This is a genomic window from Apilactobacillus zhangqiuensis, from assembly GCF_019656215.1.
GTDB classification, from domain to species: Bacteria; Bacillota; Bacilli; order Lactobacillales; family Lactobacillaceae; genus Apilactobacillus; species Apilactobacillus zhangqiuensis.
In genome coordinates this window covers 43,308-67,984 of the sequence record NZ_BPLK01000005.1, presented here as the reverse complement: position 1 = coordinate 67,984, position 24,677 = coordinate 43,308, and the positions used below count along the sequence as shown (strand labels likewise).

The 24,677-nt window shown below is 35.7% G+C and carries 25 protein-coding genes and 1 other annotated feature; of the genes, 20 read left to right on the top strand and 5 right to left on the bottom strand.

Going from position 1 to position 24,677, the window contains the following annotated elements; genetic code table 11:
* Window positions 1-96: 96 nt before the first annotated feature.
* The 6 genes from K5Q07_RS05725 (at window position 97) to K5Q07_RS05700 (ending at window position 4,801) form a co-directional block, all read left to right on the top strand.
* Window positions 97-474, top strand: a complete 378-nt coding sequence (locus K5Q07_RS05725) for a GntR family transcriptional regulator (RefSeq protein WP_220730120.1) — start codon at window positions 97-99, stop codon at window positions 472-474.
* On the top strand, window positions 461-1,327 hold the full coding sequence (locus K5Q07_RS05720; RefSeq protein WP_220730119.1) for an ATP-binding cassette domain-containing protein: 867 nt from the start codon (window positions 461-463) through the stop codon (window positions 1,325-1,327). Before K5Q07_RS05725 ends, K5Q07_RS05720 begins: the two co-directional genes overlap by 14 nt.
* On the top strand, window positions 1,327-2,097 hold the full coding sequence (locus K5Q07_RS05715; protein WP_220730118.1) for a hypothetical protein: 771 nt from the start codon (window positions 1,327-1,329) through the stop codon (window positions 2,095-2,097). The genes K5Q07_RS05720 and K5Q07_RS05715 overlap by 1 nt, the downstream gene beginning before the upstream one ends.
* 71 nt (window positions 2,098-2,168) lie before the next feature.
* The gene (locus K5Q07_RS05710) at window positions 2,169-3,269 is read left to right on the top strand and encodes a D-alanine--D-alanine ligase family protein (RefSeq protein ID WP_220730117.1); all 1,101 of its coding nucleotides are present in this window, start codon (window positions 2,169-2,171) and stop codon (window positions 3,267-3,269) included.
* Between the two features lie 138 nt (window positions 3,270-3,407).
* Entirely contained in the window at window positions 3,408-3,962 is a 555-nt protein-coding gene (locus K5Q07_RS05705; protein WP_220730116.1) for a DNA-3-methyladenine glycosylase I, read from the top strand.
* Between the two features lie 20 nt (window positions 3,963-3,982).
* Entirely contained in the window at window positions 3,983-4,801 is an 819-nt protein-coding gene (locus K5Q07_RS05700) for a helix-turn-helix transcriptional regulator (protein ID WP_220730115.1), read from the top strand.
* 35 nt (window positions 4,802-4,836) lie between these two features.
* Here the strand turns inward: K5Q07_RS05700 and K5Q07_RS05695 are convergent, their stop codons facing one another.
* From K5Q07_RS05695 to msrC, 5 genes are all read right to left on the bottom strand, one after another.
* On the bottom strand, window positions 4,837-5,298 hold the full coding sequence (locus K5Q07_RS05695) for a universal stress protein (RefSeq protein ID WP_053792591.1): 462 nt from the start codon (window positions 5,296-5,298) through the stop codon (window positions 4,837-4,839).
* Window positions 5,299-5,612: 314 nt separating this feature from the next.
* Window positions 5,613-6,866, bottom strand: a complete 1,254-nt coding sequence (locus K5Q07_RS05690; RefSeq protein ID WP_251067645.1) for a replication-associated recombination protein A — start codon at window positions 6,864-6,866, stop codon at window positions 5,613-5,615.
* 34 nt (window positions 6,867-6,900) lie between these two features.
* Window positions 6,901-7,380 (bottom strand): YueI family protein, encoded by a 480-nt coding sequence (locus K5Q07_RS05685; protein ID WP_220730113.1) that lies wholly within the window; start codon window positions 7,378-7,380, stop codon window positions 6,901-6,903.
* Between the two features lie 121 nt (window positions 7,381-7,501).
* Window positions 7,502-8,110, bottom strand: a complete 609-nt coding sequence (gene rpsD, locus K5Q07_RS05680) for a 30S ribosomal protein S4 (protein ID WP_054606393.1) — start codon at window positions 8,108-8,110, stop codon at window positions 7,502-7,504.
* Window positions 8,111-8,309: 199 nt separating this feature from the next.
* Window positions 8,310-8,774: a free L-methionine (R)-S-oxide reductase MsrC gene (gene msrC, locus K5Q07_RS05675; RefSeq protein WP_220730112.1), complete on the bottom strand. Its 465-nt coding sequence runs from the start codon at window positions 8,772-8,774 to the stop codon at window positions 8,310-8,312.
* A 170-nt stretch (window positions 8,775-8,944) separates the two neighbouring features.
* Here msrC and K5Q07_RS05670 point away from each other — a divergent pair, with 170 nt between their 5' ends.
* From K5Q07_RS05670 to K5Q07_RS05605, 14 genes are all read left to right on the top strand, one after another.
* Window positions 8,945-10,654 (top strand): septation ring formation regulator EzrA, encoded by a 1,710-nt coding sequence (locus tag K5Q07_RS05670; protein ID WP_285289185.1) that lies wholly within the window; start codon window positions 8,945-8,947, stop codon window positions 10,652-10,654.
* Window positions 10,655-10,757: 103 nt separating this feature from the next.
* Window positions 10,758-11,906: a cysteine desulfurase family protein gene (locus tag K5Q07_RS05665; protein ID WP_220730110.1), complete on the top strand. Its 1,149-nt coding sequence runs from the start codon at window positions 10,758-10,760 to the stop codon at window positions 11,904-11,906.
* Window positions 11,907-11,921: 15 nt separating this feature from the next.
* Window positions 11,922-13,139: a tRNA uracil 4-sulfurtransferase ThiI gene (gene thiI, locus K5Q07_RS05660; RefSeq protein ID WP_220730109.1), complete on the top strand. Its 1,218-nt coding sequence runs from the start codon at window positions 11,922-11,924 to the stop codon at window positions 13,137-13,139.
* A 111-nt stretch (window positions 13,140-13,250) separates the two neighbouring features.
* Window positions 13,251-13,748, top strand: a complete 498-nt coding sequence (locus tag K5Q07_RS05655) for a peroxiredoxin (protein WP_220730108.1) — start codon at window positions 13,251-13,253, stop codon at window positions 13,746-13,748.
* A gap of 45 nt (window positions 13,749-13,793) precedes the next feature.
* Window positions 13,794-14,008 (top strand) — a binding site (T-box leader).
* A gap of 37 nt (window positions 14,009-14,045) precedes the next feature.
* Entirely contained in the window at window positions 14,046-16,706 is a 2,661-nt protein-coding gene (locus K5Q07_RS05650) for a valine--tRNA ligase (RefSeq protein ID WP_220730107.1), read from the top strand.
* Window positions 16,707-16,765: 59 nt separating this feature from the next.
* A complete protein-coding gene (locus tag K5Q07_RS05645; protein WP_220730106.1) occupies window positions 16,766-18,076 on the top strand; it encodes a bifunctional folylpolyglutamate synthase/dihydrofolate synthase in 1,311 nt (436 codons plus the stop codon).
* A gap of 166 nt (window positions 18,077-18,242) precedes the next feature.
* Window positions 18,243-19,247 carry a rod shape-determining protein gene (locus K5Q07_RS05640; protein WP_054606401.1) on the top strand — a complete coding sequence of 335 codons (1,005 nt, stop codon included), beginning with the start codon at window positions 18,243-18,245 and terminating at the stop codon, window positions 19,245-19,247.
* A 57-nt stretch (window positions 19,248-19,304) separates the two neighbouring features.
* Complete coding sequence (gene mreC, locus K5Q07_RS05635; protein ID WP_220730105.1) at window positions 19,305-20,156, top strand: rod shape-determining protein MreC; 852 nt, start codon at window positions 19,305-19,307, stop codon at window positions 20,154-20,156.
* Window positions 20,157-20,167: 11 nt separating this feature from the next.
* Window positions 20,168-20,686, top strand: a complete 519-nt coding sequence (gene mreD, locus K5Q07_RS05630; RefSeq protein ID WP_220730104.1) for a rod shape-determining protein MreD — start codon at window positions 20,168-20,170, stop codon at window positions 20,684-20,686.
* 33 nt (window positions 20,687-20,719) lie between these two features.
* Window positions 20,720-21,391 carry a septum site-determining protein MinC gene (locus K5Q07_RS05625; RefSeq protein WP_220730103.1) on the top strand — a complete coding sequence of 224 codons (672 nt, stop codon included), beginning with the start codon at window positions 20,720-20,722 and terminating at the stop codon, window positions 21,389-21,391.
* Complete coding sequence (gene minD, locus K5Q07_RS05620) at window positions 21,391-22,194, top strand: septum site-determining protein MinD (RefSeq protein WP_034534331.1); 804 nt, start codon at window positions 21,391-21,393, stop codon at window positions 22,192-22,194. The genes K5Q07_RS05625 and minD overlap by 1 nt, the downstream gene beginning before the upstream one ends.
* Window positions 22,195-22,512: 318 nt before the next feature.
* Window positions 22,513-23,151, top strand: coding sequence for an amino acid ABC transporter permease (locus tag K5Q07_RS05615; protein ID WP_054606405.1), 639 nt, complete (start codon window positions 22,513-22,515; stop codon window positions 23,149-23,151).
* A gap of 11 nt (window positions 23,152-23,162) precedes the next feature.
* Window positions 23,163-23,801: an amino acid ABC transporter ATP-binding protein gene (locus K5Q07_RS05610; protein ID WP_220730102.1), complete on the top strand. Its 639-nt coding sequence runs from the start codon at window positions 23,163-23,165 to the stop codon at window positions 23,799-23,801.
* A 2-nt stretch (window positions 23,802-23,803) separates the two neighbouring features.
* Complete coding sequence (locus tag K5Q07_RS05605) at window positions 23,804-24,667, top strand: amino acid ABC transporter substrate-binding protein (protein WP_220730101.1); 864 nt, start codon at window positions 23,804-23,806, stop codon at window positions 24,665-24,667.
* The last annotated feature ends 10 nt before the right edge of the window (window positions 24,668-24,677 follow it).

Genomic DNA, 24,677 nt, shown 5'->3' with positions numbered 1-24,677 from the left:
AAAAGCGTTTGAGACGCTTTTTTTTATTGACTTTTTTTAGTTTAAACTTTATAGTTAGTTACATAAGTAATTAACCAAAGATAGGCGGTGAAAAGGATGCAATTTGACTTTAATAGTCCAGAGCCCATTTTTATTCAGGTTGCCACTCAACTAGAGGATGCAATCTTTACTGGTGCTTTCCAAGAGGGTGCGCAGATTCCGTCAACGACAGAAATTTCAAAGCAATTTAAGATTAATCCAGCAACAGTTCTTAAGGGGATGAACATGTTGGTTAATAATGATTTGTTAGAAAAGCGTCGTGGGCGTGGGACCTTTGTGAAGCAAGGATCTCAGGAGATAATTATTAAACGAAGACAGGAACATTTCTACAATGATTACATTTTGAATTTAATCAATGAATCAAAGAAATTGCATCTATCTGAAGACGATATTTTGACACTAGTGAAGAGAGGGTACGACAATGAGCAAGATTGAAGTTAGACACTTAGCTAAACGTTTCAAATTTTCAAAGAAACCTCTATTAAATGAAGTTAATTTTACGCTAGAAGAAAACGAAATTTACGGATTATTCGGTGAAAACGGAGCCGGTAAATCAACATTAATGAGTATGATTGCCGATTACAATCGACCATCAGCCGGTGAAATTCTTTTTGATGGTGAAAATGTTCATGAAAATGATGAAGCATTAAGCGAAATCTATTACATGAACCAAGATAATATGTATCCAAAGAAGGATAAGGTTAGACAAATCTTTTCCTTCGTTGAATCCATGTACGAAGATTATGACGTTGAACTACAGGAGAAACTAGTTAAGGAATTTAAGCTAGATGTTAATCAAAAGCTTAATAAGTTATCTACCGGATACCAGTCGATCGTTAAAATCATTATTTCACTATGTGTACCTTGTAAGTTTGTCCTATTAGATGAACCTACATTAGGTTTGGATGCTAGAAATCGTGAAGTATTTCAACGTAACTTAATTGAAACCTACAGTGAAAATCCGAGAACTTTTGTGATTTCAACTCACATTATTGATGAAATTGACCGGATTATTAGTGACGTTATCTTGCTTCAAGATGGTGTAATCAAGATGAACGAAAACTTAGAGAAAATCGCATCCAAGTCTTACAGTATTTCAGGACCTGCTGAAGATGTTGATGCCTACCTTCAAGGAATAAGTGCCTTAGAAGAAGAACAACTGGGTAGATACAAGACTGTTCACTTTATGGATCAATTACCACAAAGAGAAGTGCCAGCATCTGTGGATATTGAACAAATGAAATTACAAAAACTACTAGTATACATTATGGATAGGGGTGAAAAGTAATGAAGAAAAAAGCACTAGCTAAGCAATATCTCCATGACTTTATTCCATTTATTTGGTACGGAATAATTGTTGCCATTGTTTATATTTTGTTTGCATTGCTAACAGACGCAAATACTGCCTCAACCGCTGCAACTATTAAAGAAGATTTGAAGGAAACCTTTGTACTATCACCTTATCTAATCACCTTAGTGACGATGTTAGGAATTAGTTTTAATTACCATAGATTTCAAGTTGCATTACAAAACGGGGTTTCTCGTAAGACATTTTGGAAGGCTAAGATGATTTTTATCATCAAAGCGGCTTTCCTTGTTAATGTCGTTAACGTATTTTTAGGCCTATTGAATGTTATGATGGGTCATGAACAAACATATGCGTATTACCAATTATTTGGCAAAGCTTTTAGTAATATGTTTTTACAATCTATTTTTATGTTTATCACAGACTATGTAGTATTAGTATTTATATTCATTGCCATGAATACTTTTGGGACCATTGCATCATTAATGAACAGAATTGGTAAATCAATCTTTTACTCAATTGGTGTGGTTTTCTATATCTTCTTTACCAATCTGTTAACCCAATACGGCTCACAGAAAATAATCAGTAAATTTTATGCTCGAATCAATGGTGAAGCAATTTTAAACTTTATTTTTGGCGTTGATAGATACCATTCTAAGCCATTTGCGTTGATCGGAGTTTTTATTATCTTATCTATTATTGCAGCAGGATTTAATTTATTATTCACCAAATTAGAACAAGTAAAAAGATAAAAAAGAATTCTTTAATCTGCAAAACCATGTTATAATGTAGTTTCAAAGAATTATTGATAGGACGGTATAAAATGATGAAAAAGACTCATTTAGCATTACTTTTCGGTGGAGATTCATCAGAACATGATGTTTCAAAACGTTCAGCTCATAACATTTATGATGCGATGGATAAAGATAAGTACGATATTAGCTTATTCTTAATTACTAAGACAGGAATTATCTTAGATAATGAATCATCACACCGTGTGTTTGATGGTGAACCTGAAGATGCTGTGGTTGAAGAAGCTGTTAAGAACTTAGACTTCTCAGATCCATTGGCCCCAATTAAAAACTTATCAAAGACTAAGGATATTGACGTGTTCTTCCCAATCGTTCACGGTAACTTGGGTGAAGATGGTACTATCCAAGGTCTACTAAGATTACTACATAAGCCATACGTTGGTAGTGGTATCTTGGAATCAGCAATGGGCTTTGATAAAGACATTACTAAGAAGATGTTAAACCTAGCAGGAGTTAGAAACACAAACTACCACTTAATTACTCCTGACAACAAGGACCAATTCTCATACGCTAAACTACAAGCAGAATTCGGTGACGTAATCTTCTTGAAGCCTGCCAACCAAGGTTCATCAGTTGGTATTCACAAGGTAACAAACGAACAAGAGTTTGAAGACGGACTAAAGGATGCATTCAGATACGATTACAAGATCCTAGCTGAACAAGCAATCAACGGTCCAGAAGAATTAGAAATCTCAATCTTAGGTAATGAAAAACCAATTGCTTCTCAAGTTGGTGCCATTCGTGTTCCTAAGGAAGACAAATTCTACACTTATGACAACAAGTTCGTTGACGCTAGCCAAGTTAAGTTTGATATTCCAGTTGATATTCCAGAATCACTATCAGACGAAATTACTGACTTAGCACTACGCGGATACAAGGCATTAGGTCTAAAGGGACTAGCTCGTATTGACTTCTTGGTATCTAAGGAAGGTGTTCCTTATCTAGGAGAAGTTAATACATTACCTGGTTTCACTAACATTAGTCTATACCCACAACTATGGGAAGCTTCAGGTATCAGTTACACTGAACTAATTGATAGATTAATCGACCTAGCTTACAAAGAATTTGATCGTCGAAACAACATTATTCACGATTTCAAACCATTATCATAATATGAAAAAAGAGGTAATCCTTTGGATTATCTCTTTTTTTGTAGGAAAATTGTTTAAGAAAGTATTAAATTAACCAAAAAAGTTTGTGTTTTTATACGTATGTAATAGAGTGAAAATCACCGAAAGGAATTATGAAATATGAAAAGATGTGTATGGGCTAGCGATAGCACCGATATGTTAGTTTATCACGATAAGGAATGGGGAGTTCCAAAGCAGAAAGTATCTGAATTGTTTGAATGTTTAACATTGGAGATATTTCAAGCCGGACTATCTTGGGCAACGGTCTTACGTAAAAGAGAAGCGTTTAGAGAAGACTTTGCTAATTTTGACGTGGATAAAATCAGTCGTTTTAACGATGAAGATGTTGATAAATTGATGAATGACGAAGGAATTATTCGAAATAGGGCGAAGATAGTTGCCACAATTCAAAATGCTAAGGCTTGTATGAATATCGACTTAGTTCATTTAACATGGGAACCATTTGATTTTACGCAAATGGATGGACTAAACGACAACAATAAGGATGACATCAAAGAATTCATTAAGCCATATGTAAAAAGATTTAAAGATGCTGGATTTAAACGTGTCGGACCAACAACACTCTATTCATATATACAATCAGTAGGGGTGATTAATGATCATGAATTAGATTGTTTCAGACATAAAGAATTAAATGATAGTTTTAAAGCGTGATTAAAAGAAAGGATTTTAGAATGAATATTAACGGCACTTTAATTAAGAAGCGACGTAAAAGTTTAAACATAACTCAATGCCAATTAGCTAAACGAGTAGCTTGTACACAACCAGTAATTTGTCAAATTGAAAATGGCAGTTACGACCACCAAATTAGTCTATATGTTGTCAAAAACATTTGTAAGATATTGTTACTAGATATTGATAAGGTAATTGAAAACGAGAAGAAAGTGGCCAGTTACGAAATCAATAGTATTCCATTTTGTGCAGCTTTATGCATTCCAGACGAGATTCAGTCGAAACTGGATAAGTATGAAGATGACTTGGAAGATAAAGAAGACATTAAGTATTTCCAAATCATTCATGCTGCAGTTCAACTCAGTAAGAAAAATTATAGTGTTTCTGTGGATGAACTCCAGAGACTGAACTATAATTTTTACGACAAGAATGAGATTAGTATGCAGAGAATGGTCATCATGGGAATGCTTGCGATTGATTATTTTGCAATGAGAAAATTCTCCATTGCTTATCAATATGTGGTTGAAACAATCGAAATGACTAAGCAAATGAGTAGTTCAGACATTGAGGATATGCAATTCTTAATCTTGTACCGCGAACTTGATTCAATCTGTACAACGCTAAACCTAACGGGTGATTCTAGTTATTTAAAGAAGATATCATGTCGCGCCTTCTATAGAAGTATTGTTGGCATCGAAAGTAAGGGGATTGATATTAAATTTGAAAAGCTGAATCAACCCAATGGAGTATTCGAATACTGGAAACAGTTTTTAAGTGAGAACAATCCATTATCAGTCAATGATGATTGGACGGTAGAATAAAAAAAGACCTGGAATCATTTCCAGGTCTTTTTTGTTTATTTTTCTACTTTGTTGTCTAAGTCTGATTTTACAATTAAGACATCACATTCTGCTACACGAGTTACGTATGAAGCAACTGAACCGATTAATAAACGTTCAGCAGCACTTTGTCCGTTGGCACCGATGATGATTAAATCAGTATCGAAACGATCAACTAAATCTCTTGAGATAATTGATTTAGGAGCTCCGTATTCGATTGTGTAATCAACATTCTTAATTCCAGCATCTTGGGCTTTCTTTAAGTATTTTTCTAGTGAGCTTTTAACACGGCTAGTAACGTCATCTAACATTGATGAGTCGAAATTAGCTAGGTTAGTGAATGATCGCGTATCGATTACGTGAACGATGTGTAAGTCAGCATCATTGTGTTTTGCAACTTCAATTGATTTGTTGAATGCCAGCTTTGAGTTTTTTGAACCATCGATTGGAATCATAATTTGACTGTAATCTTGTAACATATTCTTTCACCTCAAACTATTTACTTGGTAAGGAATGTAAGTAACATTAACTCCATCACCAATAATATTATACAACTTATTACCATAATAGTTGTAACGAAAAAGATATTTGGAATGAAAATTGCGATTGCTGAAAAGACAGCTAGAATGCAAAAGACAATTCCAAAGAACTTAACGATTTTACCTAATCCTTTATTATTTTCGGGATGAAGCATCATAAAAGGCTTATCGGTATGGTTTAAAAGGAAACGACCAATCATAAATAATACAATTGTCGCTAATAATACTAGAATTCTAATTAACATGGGAAACTCCTATTTATCACGTTGTGCGTGAAGTAGTTTTTCGTATTGTTGTTTAAACGTACTTTCAATTTTACCGTTAGTTTTTGGTTGATAGTAAGTATCGTTTTTAATCTTGGTAGGTAGGTATTGTTGTTTAACCCAGTCGTTTGGATAATCGTGGGCGTATTTATAATTAACACCATGACCTAATTTCTTGGCACCAGAGTAGTGACTGTCCTTTAAATGATCTGGGATATCACCATAGTTACCGGTACGGATTTTAGCAATTGCCGCATCAATCGCACGCATTGCTGTGTTTGATTTTGGTGATAGGCATAATTCAATAATCGCATTGGCTAGTGGAATCCTAGCTTCTGGGAAACCGACCTTATTAGCAGCTTCGATTGCAGAAACAGTTCTAGCACATGCTGCCGGATTAGCTAATCCCACATCTTCATATGCGATAACCATTAAACGACGACTGATGGAATTTAAGTCGCCGGATTCAATCAAGCGACCGGCATAGTGAAGGGCAGCGTTAACATCTGATCCACGAATGGATTTTTGAAATGCTGAAACAACGTCATAGTGAGCATCACCGTTTTTGTCTTGCGTTAACGCTTTTCTTTGAAGACATGATTCAACATCTTCTAAAGTAATGTGAATGACGCCTTTATCATCAGGAGTAGTTGATTTAGCAGCTAGTTCAAGTGCGTTTAAAGCACTTCTTAAATCACCGTTGGTGCTAGTTGATAGGAAGTGTAGGGCGTTTTCATCCAATTGGATGTTCATATTACCTAAACCATTATCCTTGTCTTCTAAAGCACGTTTTACGGCTGATTTAATGTCATCCTCGTTAAGAGGGTGAACCTCAAATATTTGGGTTCTACTTCTAATGGCGGGATTGATATTGATATATGGGTTTTCAGTAGTAGCACCAATTAGAATAATATTACCGCTTTCTAGTAGTGGTAATAGGAAGTCCTGTTTGGTTTTATCTAAACGATGAATTTCATCTAAAAGTAATACGACTGTTCCGGACATCTTAGCTTCTTCAGCGACAATTTGTAGGTCCTTTTTGGTATCTGTAGCCGCATTTAATTGACGAAATGCATACTTAGTTGAACCGGCAATTGCGCTGGCAATACTGGTTTTACCTGTCCCAGGAGGTCCGTATAAAATCATTGATGATAAAATTTTGGCTTTTACCATTCGATCGATAATCTTCCCAGGACCGACTAAGTCTTGTTGGCCGACAACGTCTTCAATTTTTTTCGGACGCATACGGTATGCTAGTGGATGCAATTTATCATCACCTTTATTTGAAAATATTTTTGAGTTTACCAAAGAATGATTGGTTAGTTTGCTTATCAGAAGAATCATTGGTTGAATTTTCTGAAGTATCTTGTTGATTGTATTTTTCCTCGAAATCAACTGGGTTAACGTTAATTGATTGACTGTTTGCGTAAACGACACCGTAGTTATCTGGTGCGGTACGGTAGAATGAGTCAGTCCTAATTACGAACTTGATGTTATTTTGTGATGCTAGTCTGATAAAAGGGGAGACAACATCATGATCCAAATTACCGTTAATGATTAGTTGGTAACTGTTGTTGTTATCAAATTCTTTTTGAAGAGCATTCACCGCATTTGGATTTGATAGATCTTTGATTTGGATTGCTAAGGAAACTCTTTCTCTAAAAGTTCCTAAGTATCTGCGTTGTTCATCAGGGTTAACCTTTGGAGTTCCACCCATGGATGATTGTTCTAAACGACTGCTTACGTCATCTTCACTCATATTAATTGCTCCTTTTCATTTATGTGTCTTATTACTATTCTATCATTAATTAAAAGAGGGTAGAAAAAAAGCGTTTTGCAAATGCAAAGCGCTTTTTTGGAGCAACAAGTATAACCAGAAATTATAGCTTGTTGTAGTATTCAACGATTAGTGATGCATCGATATCAGCATTCATTTCATCACGTTGAGGTAATCTAGTTAGAGAACCTTCAAGTTTGTCAGCATCGAATGAAACGTATTGTGGACGACCAACAACAGCTTCAACAGCTTCCTTGATGATTTGTAGGTCTTTTGACTTTTCACGAACTGAAACGACTTGACCAACTTTTACTTCGTATGAAGGAATGTCAACACGTTTGCCATCAACAGTGATGTGACCGTGGTTAACTAATTGACGAGCTTGACGACGAGTTGTTGCTAAACCTAAACGGTAAACAACGTTGTCTAGTCTACGTTCTAGTAATACCATGAAGTTATCACCGTGACGACCTTCTCTAATCTTACCCGCACGAACGAATAGTTTTGAGAATTGACGTTCAGTTAAACCGTACATGAAACGTAGCTTTTGCTTTTCCTTCAATTGAGTACCGTATTCTGATAGCTTACCGCGACGACCTTGACCGTGGTCACCTGGTGCGTATGGGCGACGAGCTAATTCTTTACCAGTACCTGAAAGTGAAATACCAAGACGACGAGAAATTCTCCAACTTGGACCTGTATATCTAGACATAAAAATATCCTCCAATAAAAATTATTATTTGGAGTAAAATAATCACTGTACACTTAGTATTCGTGCATATTGCTCTGCAATGTTCACCCCAGCAGCCGTGGGGGTACTAATTGAACCATTTATAGGCATCAATATGTTGACGAGCTTACCGTGTACTGCTGCATTATTTTACACAAAGGTTATTGTATGATTATTACCACTAGTTGTCAATGGTAATGTGGCTTTCAAAGACTTTAACAAATTCTTCTAGCATTTCTTGATCTTCTTTTGAAAAACGATCGAAGATAGGGGCGTCAATATCTAAGACACCAAATCTAATTCCATCCTTTTCAATTGGAATGACGATTTCTGATTTACTGTTTGAATCACAGGCAATGTGACCCGGAAAATCGTTGACGTTTTCTACGCGGATAGTTTCGTTTTTATCAAAAGCAGTACCACAGACACCGCTACCGATTTTAATGTGGACACAAGCAACTTTACCTTGGAATGGACCTAAGATTAATTCGTTCTTATCATCTACATAGGTATAAAACCCAGTCCAACTAACATCTGGAAGTTCTTGCATTAGTAGTGCAGAGGCGTTTGCCATATTGGCAACATTATTGTGTTCATCGGTTAATAATGCGTCTAACTGTTGTGCTAACATTGAATTGATTTTCATAATTGAAAACTCCCTTGTATATATTGATAATTAGGTGTTTTAATAATTATCTCGTATGATATAATTGAATATAGTTAATTAGTTTATTATTAAAATATTAAAAATACAAATGATTAATTCTAAAAAAAGATTAGATTAAAATAAAAAGTTGTAAGGGGACAGATGTCAAAATGATTGATTTGGTTATTTTCATAATAATAGTGCTAGTAGTACTACTATTAGCGACATACTTTTATCGAAAGAATCTATTTAAGCGACTTGACAGTCTTGAGAAGAAAAGGGCTAAACTAAAAGACGTAATGGTCGAAGATGAGTTAGAAGCAACTGGTAAAATTAAATTAAATGGTGAATCTTTTGATAAATTCAACGAATACAAAGAACAATATGAAAAAATTACCAATTCAGATTTAACAAGTATCAGAAGTAATATGAGTGATGCAGAAGATTTCATTAACAGTTACAAACTATTATCTGCTACAGTTACTATCGGTGACTTGGGGGATGCAATTGAAGTTGTTGATGGTAAATTAAACGACATTGATGATGGCTTAAGTAAGTTACAAGAAGTTGATAGCTTGCATCGTAAAGCCGTTGAAGATGTTGATAACACCATCAGAGAAATTAACCAACAACTTCTATCCCAAAACTATTCATTTGGTCCAAGTAGCGACAATCTTGAAGATAAGTTAAGCACTATCAAGGGTGTTTACGAAGAATTCGTTGCCGAAACTGAAAATGGTGATCAAAACAAGGCTGAAGAATTACTTGGTAAGATTAACAATTTGATTAATGAAATGAATGAATTAATGAAGATTATTCCTGATACATACGTTTCATTATCAAAGGAATTCCCAAGACAATTAGATGAAATTGAACGTGGCCATCGTACAATGATTCAAACCGATTACAACTTTGTCGAAGATGATATTGATGACACTATCAATACACTAAAGGAATCATGCCAAGAAGGATTAAAATCACTTGCTGATTTAGATATCCCAGAAACTAAGAAGATTTGTACATATATTGAAGAAACGATTGATTCAATGTATGCCATCATGGAAAAAGAAATCGTTGCAAAACGCAAGGTTAAGAAAAACATTAGCCTAGTTTACGACTTCATTTTCCACGCTAAGAACCAAAATCGCATCCTAAGCGACGAATTGGATGGTTTAAGCAAGAACTACAATTTGGAACACGATGAAATTGAAAAGACTGCTGAATTAGCTGATAAAATCAGTAAGATTGAAACAATCTATAACAATGATTATGATGCTATCAACGGAAACAAGGCAGTATACTCAGTTATTCAAAAACATCAACAAGATGCTAAACAAGAACTAAGTTCAATTGAAAAACAACAAAAAGACATTAACGACTCTGTTGCCGAACTAAGCAAGGAGGAAAGAGTTGCCAGAGACAGTCTTCAAAAGTTTGATTTACAACTATTGAACATTAGAAGAAAGATTGACAACTTGAATCTTCCTGGTTTAACGGAAGACTTCTTAGAACGTTATGACTACGTCTACAACGAAGTTTCTAACTTGTCAGAATCAATTAACCAAGTGAAGATTAGTATGGATGAAATTAACCAAAAATTGGCAAATATCTCCGATACAATGGATCACTTGTTATCAGACACTGAAAATATTGTTGATAGTGCGATGTTGTCAGAACGTTTGATGCAATTCGCTAACCGTTATAAGAACGCTAACGAAGATTTAAATGCTGCCTGTGTACAAGCTAAAGACTACTTTGATAATCGTTACCAATATGAAAAGAGTTTAGCTACTATGGCTGCAGCCATCGAAAAGGTAAATCCAGGTGCTTACAAGCAAATGGAAACTGAATATTATAATGAAAAGAAAACAACCAAATAAAATAAAGAAGTAACTTTGATATCATTCAAACGTTACTTCTTTTTTTCTGTTATAATGACAAATATAGTTGAGTCGGACAAATCCAAAATGAAGAAGGGTAATAATGATATACTTTGACAATAGTGCCACAACAAAACCAGATGATTCTGTTGTTGCAACTTACGATAAAGTAAGCAAAGAATTTTGGGGAAACCCATCTAGTTTACATCAATTTGGTGAACAATCATTCAATTTGTTGGAACAATCTAGAGCACAAATTGCTAAATTACTAGGTGTTTTACCAAGTGAAATATTATTTACCAGTGGTGGAACAGAAGGTGACAACTGGGCAATCAAAGGAACAGCCTTTGAAAAACGTGCCTATGGAAATCACATTATCGTAAGCTCTGTTGAACATCCTGCGGTAAAAAACTCCGTTGAACAATTGACACAATTAGGCTTCGAAGTTACTTACTTGCCAGTTGATGATGAAGGTCGTATTTCTGTTGATGATTTAAAGAAAGCCATTCAACCAAGCACAATCTTGGTTTCAATCATGGCCGTAAATAATGAGATTGGTGCTATCCAACCAATTAAAGAAGTCGGCGAACTTTTGAAAGATTATCCTAATATCAGTTACCATATTGATTCTGTTCAAGGAATTGGTAAGGGTATTCAAAATTTGATTTTCAATGATCGTGTTGACTTTGCTACATTCTCAGGTCATAAGTTCCACGCACCAAGAGGTGTCGGTTTTATGTACAAACGTAGTGGTAAGAAAATCGCACCATTGATTACCGGTGGGGGCCAAGAACGTAACCTAAGAAGTAGTACCGAAAACTTGCCTGCAATCACTGCAATGGCACGTGCTTTACGTCTATTATTAGATGATGAAGATAAAAAGGTTGCAAAACAACGCAAAATCAAGCAAAATATTTTAGGACATATTTCTAAATTTGATAAAGTAAAGGTCTTTTCAAAGGATAACGAACACTTTGCACCACATATCTTATGTTTTGCAATTTTGGGTGTTCGTGGTGAAACCATCGTCCATGCGTTCGAAAGCCATGGAATCTTTATTTCCACTACAAGTGCATGTTCTTCTAAACGTCACGTTGCATCAGGGACTTTATCAGCCATGAAGGTTGATGAAGACGAAGCAACTAGTGCTGTGCGTGTTTCATTAGATGAACATAACACAATGGAAGAAGCAGATCGTTTTAACGAAGTCTTTGATGAACTTTATGAAAGATTTAAAAAGATTAACTCATAGAAAGGAAATCCGTGAATGCAATATACTGAAATAATGGTCAGATACGGTGAACTATCCACTAAGGGTAAGAACCGTAAAGACTTTATTAAGCAACTAGGCAAGAACGTTGACAGAGTGTTGCATGATTTCGAAAACCTAAAGGTAAGTGCTAAGCGAGATCGTTTACACGTTACTTTGAACGGGGATGACTCAGATAAAGTTATCGAACGTTTAAAGGATGTTTTTGGAATTGAAAACTTTTCACCTTCAATCAAGGTAGAAAAGGATATCGATAAGGTTAAAGAAACCGCCGTTGAAATGGTTAAAGCCCAATTCAAAGACGGTATGACCTTTAAGATTGACACTCGTCGACAAGATAAGCATTTCCCAATGGACACTCACGACATTAACGATGCTTTAGGTGGATACATCTTGAGTAATGTTGATGGTATCAAGGTTAAAATGAAGAACCCTGACATTAAGTTAAGAGTTGAAGTTCGTATGAATGGAATCTTCTTATCAAGTGAAACCATTGATGGTGCAGGTGGATTACCAGTGGGTACTGGTGGTCGTGCCACTATGATGCTTTCTGGTGGAATTGATTCACCAGTTGCAGCATACATGGGAATGAAACGTGGAGTGAAACTAGATATGGTTCACTTCTATAGTCCTCCATACACAAGTGAGCAAGCATTAGCTAAGGCAAAAGAATTAGCTGCTAAGTTAACTCGTTTTGGTGGTAACATTCAATTCATTCAAGTTCCATTTACTGAAATTCAAGAAGAAATTAAGGAAAAGGTTCCTGAAGGATACTTAATGACTATTCAACGTCGTATGATGTTAAGACTAGCCGCTAAATTGACATTAGACAGACACTGCAAAGGTGTCTTTACTGGTGAATCATTAGGCCAAGTGGCATCACAAACTCTTGAAAGTATGATGGCAATTAATGACGTAACAACTGTTCCGGTATTAAAGCCACTACTTTCAATGGATAAGACAGAAATCATTAAGATTGCTGAAAGAATTGATACTTATGATCTATCAATTATGCCATTTGAAGACTGTTGTACAGTCTTTACTCCACCAGCACCAAAGACTAAGCCTGATCTAGAAAAGACTAGAGCATGTGAAAAGTTAATTGATGTTGAAGGATTAATGCAACGTTCATTAGACAAAGTTAAGATTATCGACATTAAACCAGGGGAAGAATTCTTGAACGCTCAAGAAGACGTATTCGCTGAATTACTATAATCTATAAAAGAGATCATCGTAATTGATGGTCTCTTTTCTTTTTGCTTGCAAATTAATCGTGTAAGTTGTATTTTAAATATTTAGCAACTACCAATTAAGGAGATTTATAACATGCAATTAAAATTTTTAGACAAACCAGTAGAAACAATCAAGGAACCAATGGATAAGGGTCAATCACTACCAGATTTCAAAGTCCTAGATGCTAACAACAAGGAATTTACTAACAAGGATTTCATCGGACGTCCTGCTTTAATTTTGACTGTTCCAGATGTTAACTCAAGAGCATGTAGTTTAGAAGCTAAGAAGTTCAACAGAAAATCAGATAAGTACGAAAATGTTGAATTCTACACTATTTCAAAGAACACAGTTGAAGAACAAAAAGATTGGTGTGCAGCCAAAGGTGTTGAAAGCATGCACTTATTATCAGATGCTGATAATAAGTTTGGTATGGCTTCAGGTACTTATGTTAAGGATATTGACGCATTAGCACGTATGGTTTTTGCAATCGATGCCAACGGTGAAATTGTTTACCGTCAAGTTGTTGAAGAAATCGGTTCACAACCAGATTTCAAAGAAGCAGAAGCTGTTGTTGAAAAATTAAACAAATAGAGTTGACGATTTTCCAAAAATTGTCTAATATAATCAATATAGATTACAAATGCGAAGATCAAGAGAGTAATTTTGATAGTGAGTATCAGAGAAAAGATGATTAGGTGAGACATCTTTCCGTTATTAAAATGAAGGTAGCTTGTGAGCATTCATATTGATATTGATAATTTAGATATGAACGGGCCATCGTTAATTGGATTAAGAGAAAGTATTTGTTAATGCTTTAAATTAGGTGGTACCGCGAGCACTTCGTCCTATTGGATGGAGTGCTCTTTTTATTTACTGGAGGGATGGACTATGGCAAAAGAAACTGAAATGTCTACAAAGTATGACCATAACGCCGTTGAATCTGGTCGTTATGAAAAATGGCTAGAACAAGACGTTTTCAAACCAAGTGGTGACAAGAAGGCTAAACCTTACTCAATCGTTTTACCACCACCAAATGTTACAGGTAAGCTTCATTTAGGACATGCATGGGATACAACCCTACAAGACATGTTAATCAGACAAAAGAGAATGTTAGGATACGATACTCTATGGGTTCCTGGTATGGACCATGCTGGTATCGCTACTCAAGCTAAGGTTGAAGCAAAGCTAAGAGACCAAGGTGTTTCTCGTTACAATCTAGGTCGTGAAAAGTTTGTCGACAAAGTTTGGGAATGGAAAGATGAATACGCAGCAACTATCAAGAAGCAATGGGCTAAGATGGGACTTTCACTTGATTACTCACGTGAACGTTTCACTTTAGACGATGGTTTATCAGAAGCTGTTCGTAAGGTTTTCGTTGATTTATATAATCAAGGTTTAATCTACCGTGGTGAATACATTATTAACTGGGATCCACAAGCACAAACTGCTTTATCAGATATTGAAGTTATTCATAAAGACGATAAAGGTGCTTTCTACCATGTTAAGTACCCATTTGTAGACGGTACTACTTTTGATGGTAAAGACTACATTGAAATTGCCACTACACGTCCTGAAACTATGTTTGGGGATGTTGCCGTAGCTGTTAACCCAAGTGATGAAAGATACAAAGACATCGTTGGTAAGAAGATTATGGTTCCTCTAGTACAAAGAGAGATTCCTATCATCGCTGACCAATATGTAGACCCTGAATTCGGTACTGGTATGGTTAAGATTACTCCAGCCCATGACCCTAATGACTTCAAGGTTGGTAACAGACATGACTTAAAACGTATTAACACTATGAACGGTGACGCAACTATGAACGAAAATGCCGGCAAGTACGTTGGTATGGATCGTTTTGATGCTAGAAAAGCAATGGTTGCCGATCTAGAAGACCAAGGTTACATGCTAAAGATTGACCCAATTGTTCACTCAGTCGGTCACTCAGAAAGAACCGGTGTACAAGTTGAATCAAGACTTTCAACTCAATGGTTCGTTAAGATGCAACCACTAGCTGACCGTGCAGTTAAGAACCAATCAACTGACGACAAGGTTAACTTCGTGCCAGAACGTTTTGAAAATACATTCACTCAATGGATGGATAACATTCATGATTGGGTTATTTCTAGACAATTATGGTGGGGTCACAGAATTCCAGCATGGTACAACAAGCAAACAGGCGAAATGTATGTTGGAATGGAAGCTCCTAAGGATGCTGAAAACTGGGAACAAGATCCAGACGTTCTAGATACTTGGTTCTCATCAGCATTATGGCCATTCTCAACTCTAGGTTGGCCCGACGAAGACTCAGAAGACTTCAAACGTTACTTCCCAACTAATACTTTAGTTACTGGTTACGATATCATCTTCTTCTGGGTATCAAGAATGATTTTCCAAAGTTTAACATTTACTAACCGTCGTCCATTCAAGGATGTTTTACTTCACGGTTTAATGCGTGATGCACAAGGTCGTAAGATGAGTAAGTCACTTGGTAATGGTATTGATCCAATGGATGTTATCGATAAGTATGGGGTTGACGCATTGCGTTGGTTCTTAGCTACCGGTAATACAGCAGGACAAGACGTTCGTTTCAGTTACGAAAAGATTGAAGCTGCTTGGAACTTCATTAACAAGTTATGGAACGCTAGTCGTTACGTAATCATGAACTTAGGTGATATGGAAAAACCAGAATTACCTGATTCATCAGAATGGAATCTAGCTGACAAGTGGATTTTAAGTAAGCTAAACAGCGTGGTAAACCAAGTTACTGATCACTTTGAAAAGTACAACTTTGGTGAAGCTGGTCGTGCATTATATGACTTCATTTGGAATGACTTCTGTGACTGGTACATTGAAATGAGTAAAGAAACTCTAACTGGTGACGATGAAAAGGCTAAGAATAACACTAGAAACATCCTAGCTTACACACTAGACAAGATTTTGAAACTAATGCACCCAATGATGCCATTTGTTACTGAAAAGATTTGGTTAACAATGCCTCACGAAGGTGATTCAATCGTGGTTGCTCCATACCCAGTTAACCATGATGAATTCAAGGATGCTAAAGCAGAAAAAGATATGGCTGCTCTAATCGAATTGATTAAGGTTGTTAGAAATATTAGATCACAAGCTAATGCGCCAATGTCATCATCAATCGACCTATTGGTTAAGACTGATAATGACGACTTGAAGAACATCTTCGAAGAAAACAAGCATTACATTGATCGATTCTGTCATCCAAAGGAACTATCAATTGGTTCAGATGTTGTAGCTCCTAAGTTAGCTATGACTGGAATCATGACTGATGCTGAAATCAGTATTCCTTTAGCCGAACTAGTTGATTTAGACGAAGAAATTGCTAGAATCGAAAAGGAAATCGAAAACTACACATTTGAGGTACAACGTGCCGAAAAGAAACTTGCTAACAAGAAGTTTGTTGACAACGCTCCAGAACAAGTTGTTAACGCTGAAAAAGAAAAGCAAGCTGATAACCAATCTAAGTTAGATGCTGCAAAGCAACGACTAGAAGAAATTAAGAGTCAAAAGTAATTTAGATTAATTAAAGAGTCGGACGAGATGTCCGGCTCTTTTTTGAAGGGATGACAAAAATGGATTATCAAACAGCACTTAGCTTTATCCATGGTAGATATAAGTTTAAAAAGCATCCAAGCCTAGATATTATCAAGGACTTGCTAAATCGCTTGGGCAATCCACAAGATGGGGTTAATGCAATCCACGTTGCAGGAACTAATGGTAAAGGGTCCACGGTTGCTTATCTTAGAAACATTTTCCAAGCCGATAACGAAACGGTCGGAACATTCACATCACCATTTTTGATTAAATTCAATGAACGCATCAGTGTGAATGGCAATCCAATCTTAGATGACGAATTGGTTAAATTAGTTGAAACCATTAAACCAATTGCCGAAGAGATGGATGAAACGATACCCGGTGGTGGTCCTACAGAATTTGAAATTATCACAGCAATGATGTTTTTATACTTTTCAAAGCATCCAGTTGATGTGGTGATTGTGGAGGTTGGCATTGGTGGTATTTTGGACTCCACCAATGTTTTTGACCCCACAGTATCAATAATTACTACTATTGGGATGGATCACATGAAGTTACTAGGTGATACGATTCCTAAAATTGCTAGTCAAAAAGCGGGAATTATTAAACAAAATCGTCCGGTAGTAATTGGTAAGGTCGATGACGACGCAATGGAAGTGTTCAAGAATAAGGCATCAGAATTAGATGCTCCACTATATGCTTACGGAAATGAATTCGATACTTCCAAACCGGTCGTGAACAATAACTGGCAACAGTCATTTGATTATGAAGATGATGATAATTTGATTCGTAACATTAAAACGAGCTTGTTAGGTTTTTACCAACCACATAATGCAGCCTGTGCCATTAAAGCTTATGTTTTGCATCAACAGGATAAAGGACTGGATGTTAATAGTTCTGCTATTGTTAATGGAATTTACAACACAACATGGCCAGGTCGTTTTGAAAGGGTTAACGACCAACCGCTGGTGGTGTTAGATGGAGCTCACAATATCGATGCAGTAAGTGAAATTAAAAAGTTGTTAACCGCAGATTTTTCTTCAAACGAAATTTACATTATTATTGGGATTTTAGCCGATAAAGATTATATGGATATGTTAAATATTTTAGGTAGTATTAAGAATGTTCATTTAGTATTAACTAAGTTTGAAGCATATGGTTCACGACAAAGTGTGGATGTCGATGAGATTAGTGGTCAAGTTAAGGCGAAAAATGAAGTAATTATTATCGATGATTGGAAGCGAGCAATTGCTCAAACTGCAGGTGAAATGTCAGAAGATGACATGATTTTAATCACTGGATCACTATATTTTATCTCTGATGTACGAAAATTGTTCAATTTAGAATAAAAAATTGTTAAATTTTAAATTCTTTAATGATAAATGTTGCAAAATCGTATACACTAGAGAGTGTTATTAAAAATTAAAAAATAACTATGGTATACTTAGAAAGTATGCAAAAAAAGGTGAAATTAAAAATAGCCAGCCAAATGTAATTATGAAGGGATGAAAAACTGTGTTTGGATTTGGAACTAAAAATATTGGAATTGATTTAGGAACTGCCAACACAATTGTTTACGTTGATGGTAAAGAAATTGTGTTAAGAGAACCTTCAGTTGTTGCTAAAAATACAAGAACTGGAGAAATCGTTGCAGTTGGACAAGAAGCAAGAGATATGATTGGTCGTACTCCTGCTAGTATTTCTGCAATTAGACCTATGAAAGATGGGGTAATTGCTGACTATGAAACTACTGTTACAATGCTAAAATACTACATTAACAAGACTGTAGGTCATGCTTCAGGTAAGCCTTACGTTATGGTCTGTGTACCAAGTGGTATTACTGCTGTTGAAAAGAGAGCCGTAATCGATGCAACTCGTGTTGCTGGTGCAAAGGACGCTTACGTAATTGAAGAACCTTTTGCAGCTGCCATTGGTGCTGGTCTACCAATCATGGATCCAACTGGTAGCATGGTTGTTGATATTGGTGGTGGTACTACTGATGTTGCTACTATCTCATTAGGTGGTATCGTATCAAGTAGATCACTTCGTGTTGCCGGTGACCGTCTAAATGACGCAATTGCTGCATACATCAGAAAGAAGTACAACCTACTAATCGGTGAAAGAACTGCTGAAAAGCTAAAATGGGATATCGGTTCAGCTTCAATTGAAGGTGCTAAAGATATCGAAAACGTTACTATTCGTGGTAGATACCTACTAACTGGTTTACCAAAGAGTGTGGAAATTACTGCTGAAGACGTAGCAAACGCTATTTCAGAACCAATTCAAGAAATCATTGGAACTGTTAAGGAAACCCTTGAAGAAACATCTCCAGAAATCTCTGCCGATGTTATCGATCATGGTATTGTCTTAACTGGTGGTGGTGCTTTATTGAAGAACTTACCACAAGTTATTTCAGAAGCTACTAAGGTTCCAGTTTCAATCGCTAAGAACCCGCTAGATTGTGTTGCAATCGGAACTGGTGAATCATTAAAGAGCATTGATATTATGAAGAGAAAATAGACTAAATAAGCGGGGAGGTTATCTTCCCGCTTATTTACTAGTACGGAGGATTGAAAAATGCGTAAATTTTTCTCCAATCGAAAGTGGTTAACTGCCATTTTGATTTTTATTATTTGTTTAGGTTTCATATCAGTTTCTGTTTCTACCAGAAATAACAAGTCAATGCCACCATTTATCCAACGCTTTGGAAATGACGTGGTTGGTATTGCTAGTTGGACTGTTGCCGTTCCAGCCAATTCAATTAGACATGCTGGTGAAACTGTAAACAACTTGATTAACACCTACAAGGAAAATCAAAAGCTAAAAGCACAAGTAGAAACAATTACATCAACTAAGGTTAGAGACCAAGCTATTCAAAGCGAAAATGATCAACTAAAACGTGAACTTAAGATTAAAAGTGGTTTAGTTGATTACAATCCAATCGTTGCTGAAGCTTTAGTTAGAACTCCATCAGCATGGAATGATCAATTCGTGATTAACAAAGGTTCATCAGCTGGAGTTAAAAAGAACATGGCTGTTCTTGGCGCTAAAGGATTAATTGGTCGTGTCATCGAAGTTAACAATAGTAACAGTAAAGTAGAATTAATCTCTAATACTGTTGATTCTGATAACAAGTTCCCAGTTGAAGCTACCAATTCAAAGGGTGAAACTGTTAACGGAATTATTAATGGCTATGACAGAAAAACTGGGCAATTAATCATTGGTCACTTAAATACCAAGGTTAAAATTAAGGTAAATGACAAAGTATCTACAAATGGTCTTGGTGGAGTTACACCAAAGGGTATTTACGTAGGTAAAGTTGCAAAGGTAACAACTGATGATTATGGAACTGCTACTAAGTTGTACATCCAAACACCAGCAAACATGAATGATCTTGAAGTTGTTACAGTTGTAGATAAAACATCATAGGGGTGATTAGGATGAGAGAACGTCAACCAATTAGATATGTTTTCATAATTGGATTGTTCATTTCTTTGTTCTTGGATGGATCAATTTCATTAATTTTTAGTCACCTTCTATATGGAAAATATATACTAGTCCCAAGCATTACATTTGCATGGCTATTCTTTGGTATGTACTTCATTAATCGAACAAATGAACACGTTGAAATCTGGGCAGCAATTGCCGGATTATTGTTTGATTTATTCTATACCGGAATTTTAGGTGTATACGTAATCGTTTTCCCAATTGCAATCATCATCGGAAGAAAGTTATATCGCTTTTTACCAATGAACATTGTGACCGGATTATTTTCATTTGCGTTTAATATTGCACTAATTAACGTTTTGGTATATGGCTTAAATCGTTTGATGAATGCTACTAACATGGCAGCTGGGTATTTTTTAATACATGCAGTAATTCCAACTGTATTGTTTAACTCAGTGTTATTCTTAATTTTGTACGTGCCAATCGGGATATTATTTGATCGAATTGAATAGAGTAATAAAAGAGATAAGAGGGAGTATCTATAAATGCAATCTGTAGTACTTAAAGGAACCAAAGACGGATATGAGTTAATTTTAAAAGAAACAGCTAGTATTAGAGAAATCCTAGTTGATTTGAAACAACTACTAGAAGGTCTTGGCGAAGAAAGTGAAAAAGGAAAAAGCCAATTACATTTGAATGTTCAGATGGGTAACAGATTGATGTCAGAAGAAGATAAAAATGATATCATTAAGTTAGTTGATGACTACAAGAATTTAGTTATCGATAACTTTTTATCCAACGTTATTACCAAGGGAGAGTCTGCTAAAATCATGGCGCAAAACAATGTTGATGTGATGAGCAGAGTGATTAGAAATGGTCAAGAAGTAAACGTCGATGGTGATGTTTTATTCTTTGGTAAGATTCATGAAGGTGGAAAGTTAATTGCCACTGGTAATGTATTTAATATGGGAGTTATCGAAGGGATTGTTCAAGCAGGATTTCCTGATGACGAAAGTAAGTTAATCATCGGTAATTTACATACAGCACAACAAGTTCGTGTAGGAGAACAATACGATATTGTAGCGGATCGTCCAATCGAAGATTCTGAAAAGACAGTTGTATATGTAAACGACCTACACGTGCTAAGTTATGGTAAAATAAAGAATCTAAAAGAGATTAATCCAAAGTTCTTTAATCGAATTGGAGGTATTGAATAATGGGAAAAGCCATTGTAATTACATCAGGTAAAGGTGGAGTTGGAAAGACAACTTCAAGTGCTAATATTGGAATTGCGTTAGCAATGATGGGAAAAAGAGTTTGTTTGATTGACTTGGATATTGGTCTAAGAAACCTAGATGTTGTTATGGGTCTAGATAATCGTGTTATGTACGATATCGTAGATGTTGCAACTGGTAGAGTAAAGCTAGTTCAAGCAATGGTGAAAGATAAGCGTTTCGATGACTTATTATATCTATTACCTGCAGCCCAAAATACTGATAAAACAGCTCTAAATGAAGAACAAGTAAAGAGCATTGTTGATGAATTAAAACCAGATTTTGACTACGTCTTTATTGACTGTCCAGCCGGAATCGAACAAGGTTTCATTAACGCCGTTTCAGGTGCTGATGGTGCGATTGTTGTTACTACTCCAGAAATTTCTGCCGTTCGTGATGCTGATCGAGTAATCGGTTTGTTAGAACAACATCCACTTCAAGAAACACCAAAATTAATCATTAACCGTATCAGAAAATCATTGATGCAAGACGATAACTACATGGATGTTGATGAAATCACCACCCATTTAGGAATTGATTTACTAGGTATCATCTTAGATGATGACAAGGTTATTAGTACTTCAAACAACGGTGAATCAATTGTTATGAACCCTGACAACCCAACAGCTCAAGGTTACAGAAATGTAGCTAGAAGACTCGAAGGTGAAACGGTTCCATTGATGAAGATTGATGTCAAAAAAGAAAGTGCATGGGATAAGTTTAAGCATTTATTTAAACGTAACTAAACTTTGATATTGACTTACGATTGAAATTAAGTTATTTTATTAATTATTAAAAGACTTTGATCAGAAATACATTTGCATGTAATTCACAGAGATTCTAGTAACAGGTGAAAGCTAGGTAGTTACAGCAGGTGTTCACATCTGTGAGTTGTTATTCTGAACGTAATTAGGAATAAACCGGTGCAGCCGTTATCTGCGAGTCTATTTGACTCACTGAGCTATTTTGCGCGAGCAGAATAGGAAATTAGGTGGCACCACGTTTTCAACGTCCTTTTAGCATTTTGCTAAAAGGACGTTTTTTTATCAAAGGAGGAATAATTAATGCAATATATTTTAGAAATATTACCTTCACTATTTTCCGGGGTAGTAACCACATTAGAGATTTTCGCATTAACAATCGTTTTATCAATCCCATTAGGAATTTTATTTTCATTAGCATTAACCGGAAAAAATATTATCAAAACAATTTTTGAAATTTATGTCTGGATTATGCGTGGAACACCGCTATTATTGCAATTGATTTTTGTTTTTTACGGTTTACCAATTATTGGAATTGTATTTCCAAGATTTGAAGCAGCAGTGATCGCATTTGTTCTAAACTATGCGGCATACTTTGCTGAAATCTTCAGAGGTGGTTTTCAATCAATTCCAAAGAACCAATTTGAAAGTGCTAAGATGCTTCGCTTAAGCCGTTGGCAAACACTTCGTAACATTGTTATTCCACAAGTTTTCAAAATTGTGTTACCTTCAATCGGGAACGAAGTAATCAACCTTGTTAAAGATTCATCATTAGTTTACGTAATTGGAATTGGTGACTTGCTACAAGCCGGAAATATTGCAACAGCACGTGATGTTACATTGGTTCCATTAATTTTAGTTGCTGTTTTCTACTTAGTACTAACAGCGGTATTAACATTAGTACTTAGAAAAATCGAACAACGTTTTGATTACTGGAGATAGGAGGGATTAACATGTTTCAAGTAAAGAATTTGAATAAGAGTTTTCAAGGTAAAACAATCATCAAGGATATGAACCTGGATGTTGAAGACAACGAAATTTTAAGTATTGTTGGTCCTTCTGGTGCTGGTAAGACAACACTATTAAGATGTATCACTGGTTTGGAAAAAGTTGACTCAGGAAAGTTTTTCTTGGATGGTGAACAAATCGATCCGACTGATGATTCAAAATCTGTTATCGGAGTAGTTTTTCAAGACTTCGGTTTATTCCCAAACTTGACTGTGATTGAAAATATTATTTTGGCACCACAATTAGTGTTAAAGAAATCTAAAGAAGAAGCTTTAAATGAGGCTCAAGAATTAATTGATAAACTAGATTTAACTGGAAAAGAATCACTTTATCCATATCAATTATCTGGTGGACAAAAACAACGTGTCGCAATTGTTAGAACATTAGCAATGCACCCAAAGATTATTTGTTACGACGAACCAACATCCGCATTGGATCCTAAGTTAAGTGAGGAAGTTGGAAAAATTATTTTAGACTTAAAGAAACAAAATATCACACAGCTTGTGGTTACCCACGACATTGCGTTCGCAAACCAAGTTGCTGATAAAGTGAAGGAAGTTAGACCTTTTAAAGAGGAGGGGTAGTCATGAAGACCAAAATTTTAAAAATGGTTGGACTTATTAGTGTTTGTTTGATGGCAGTTATTATGTTATCTGGTTGTGAATCTGTTACACAAAAAGCAAATCATCAAGACACATGGAGCCGCATTAAAAAGAACAAGCAAGTAACCATTGGTCTAGATGTTACCTTTGTTCCGATGGGGTTTGAAAACCAAAGTGGTAAAATCGTCGGTTTCGACGTTGATTTAGCTAACGCTGTTTTTAAGCAATATGGTATTAAGCCAGTTTTTCAACCAATTGACTGGTCAATGAACGTAACCGAACTAAGAAATACCACCATTGACTTAATATGGAATGGTTTTTCAATTACTCCGCAACGACAATCTGTTGTTAACTTCAGTAATCCATACTTGGCAAATGACCAAGAACTAGTTACTTTGAAGTCATCTCACATTAATAAATTTAGTGATATGAATGGCAAGTACCTAGGTGCTCAAAGTGGTTCAGCTGGTCTAAACGATATTAACGATCAACCAAAAGTATTGAAGCAATACATTAAAAATGGATCACCAATCCTATATAATTCATTTACTAATGCATTTATTGACTTGAATCACGGTAGAATTAGTGGGTTGTTAATTGATAGCACATATGCAAACTACTACATTGCACACCAAGCTAACCCAGGATTATACAAAGTGATTAGAGGTAAGTTCCCACCAGAAGAATTTGGTGTTGGAATGCGCAAAGGTGATAAGACAATGCAAGCTAAGATTAATGCTGCATTCAAGAAGCTAGCAAAGAATGGTGAACTGAAGAAGATTTGTGAAAAGTGGTTTGGTAAGAACTACAACTCACCATTAATGAAATTAATAAATAAAACAAAATAAGAACTAGAGG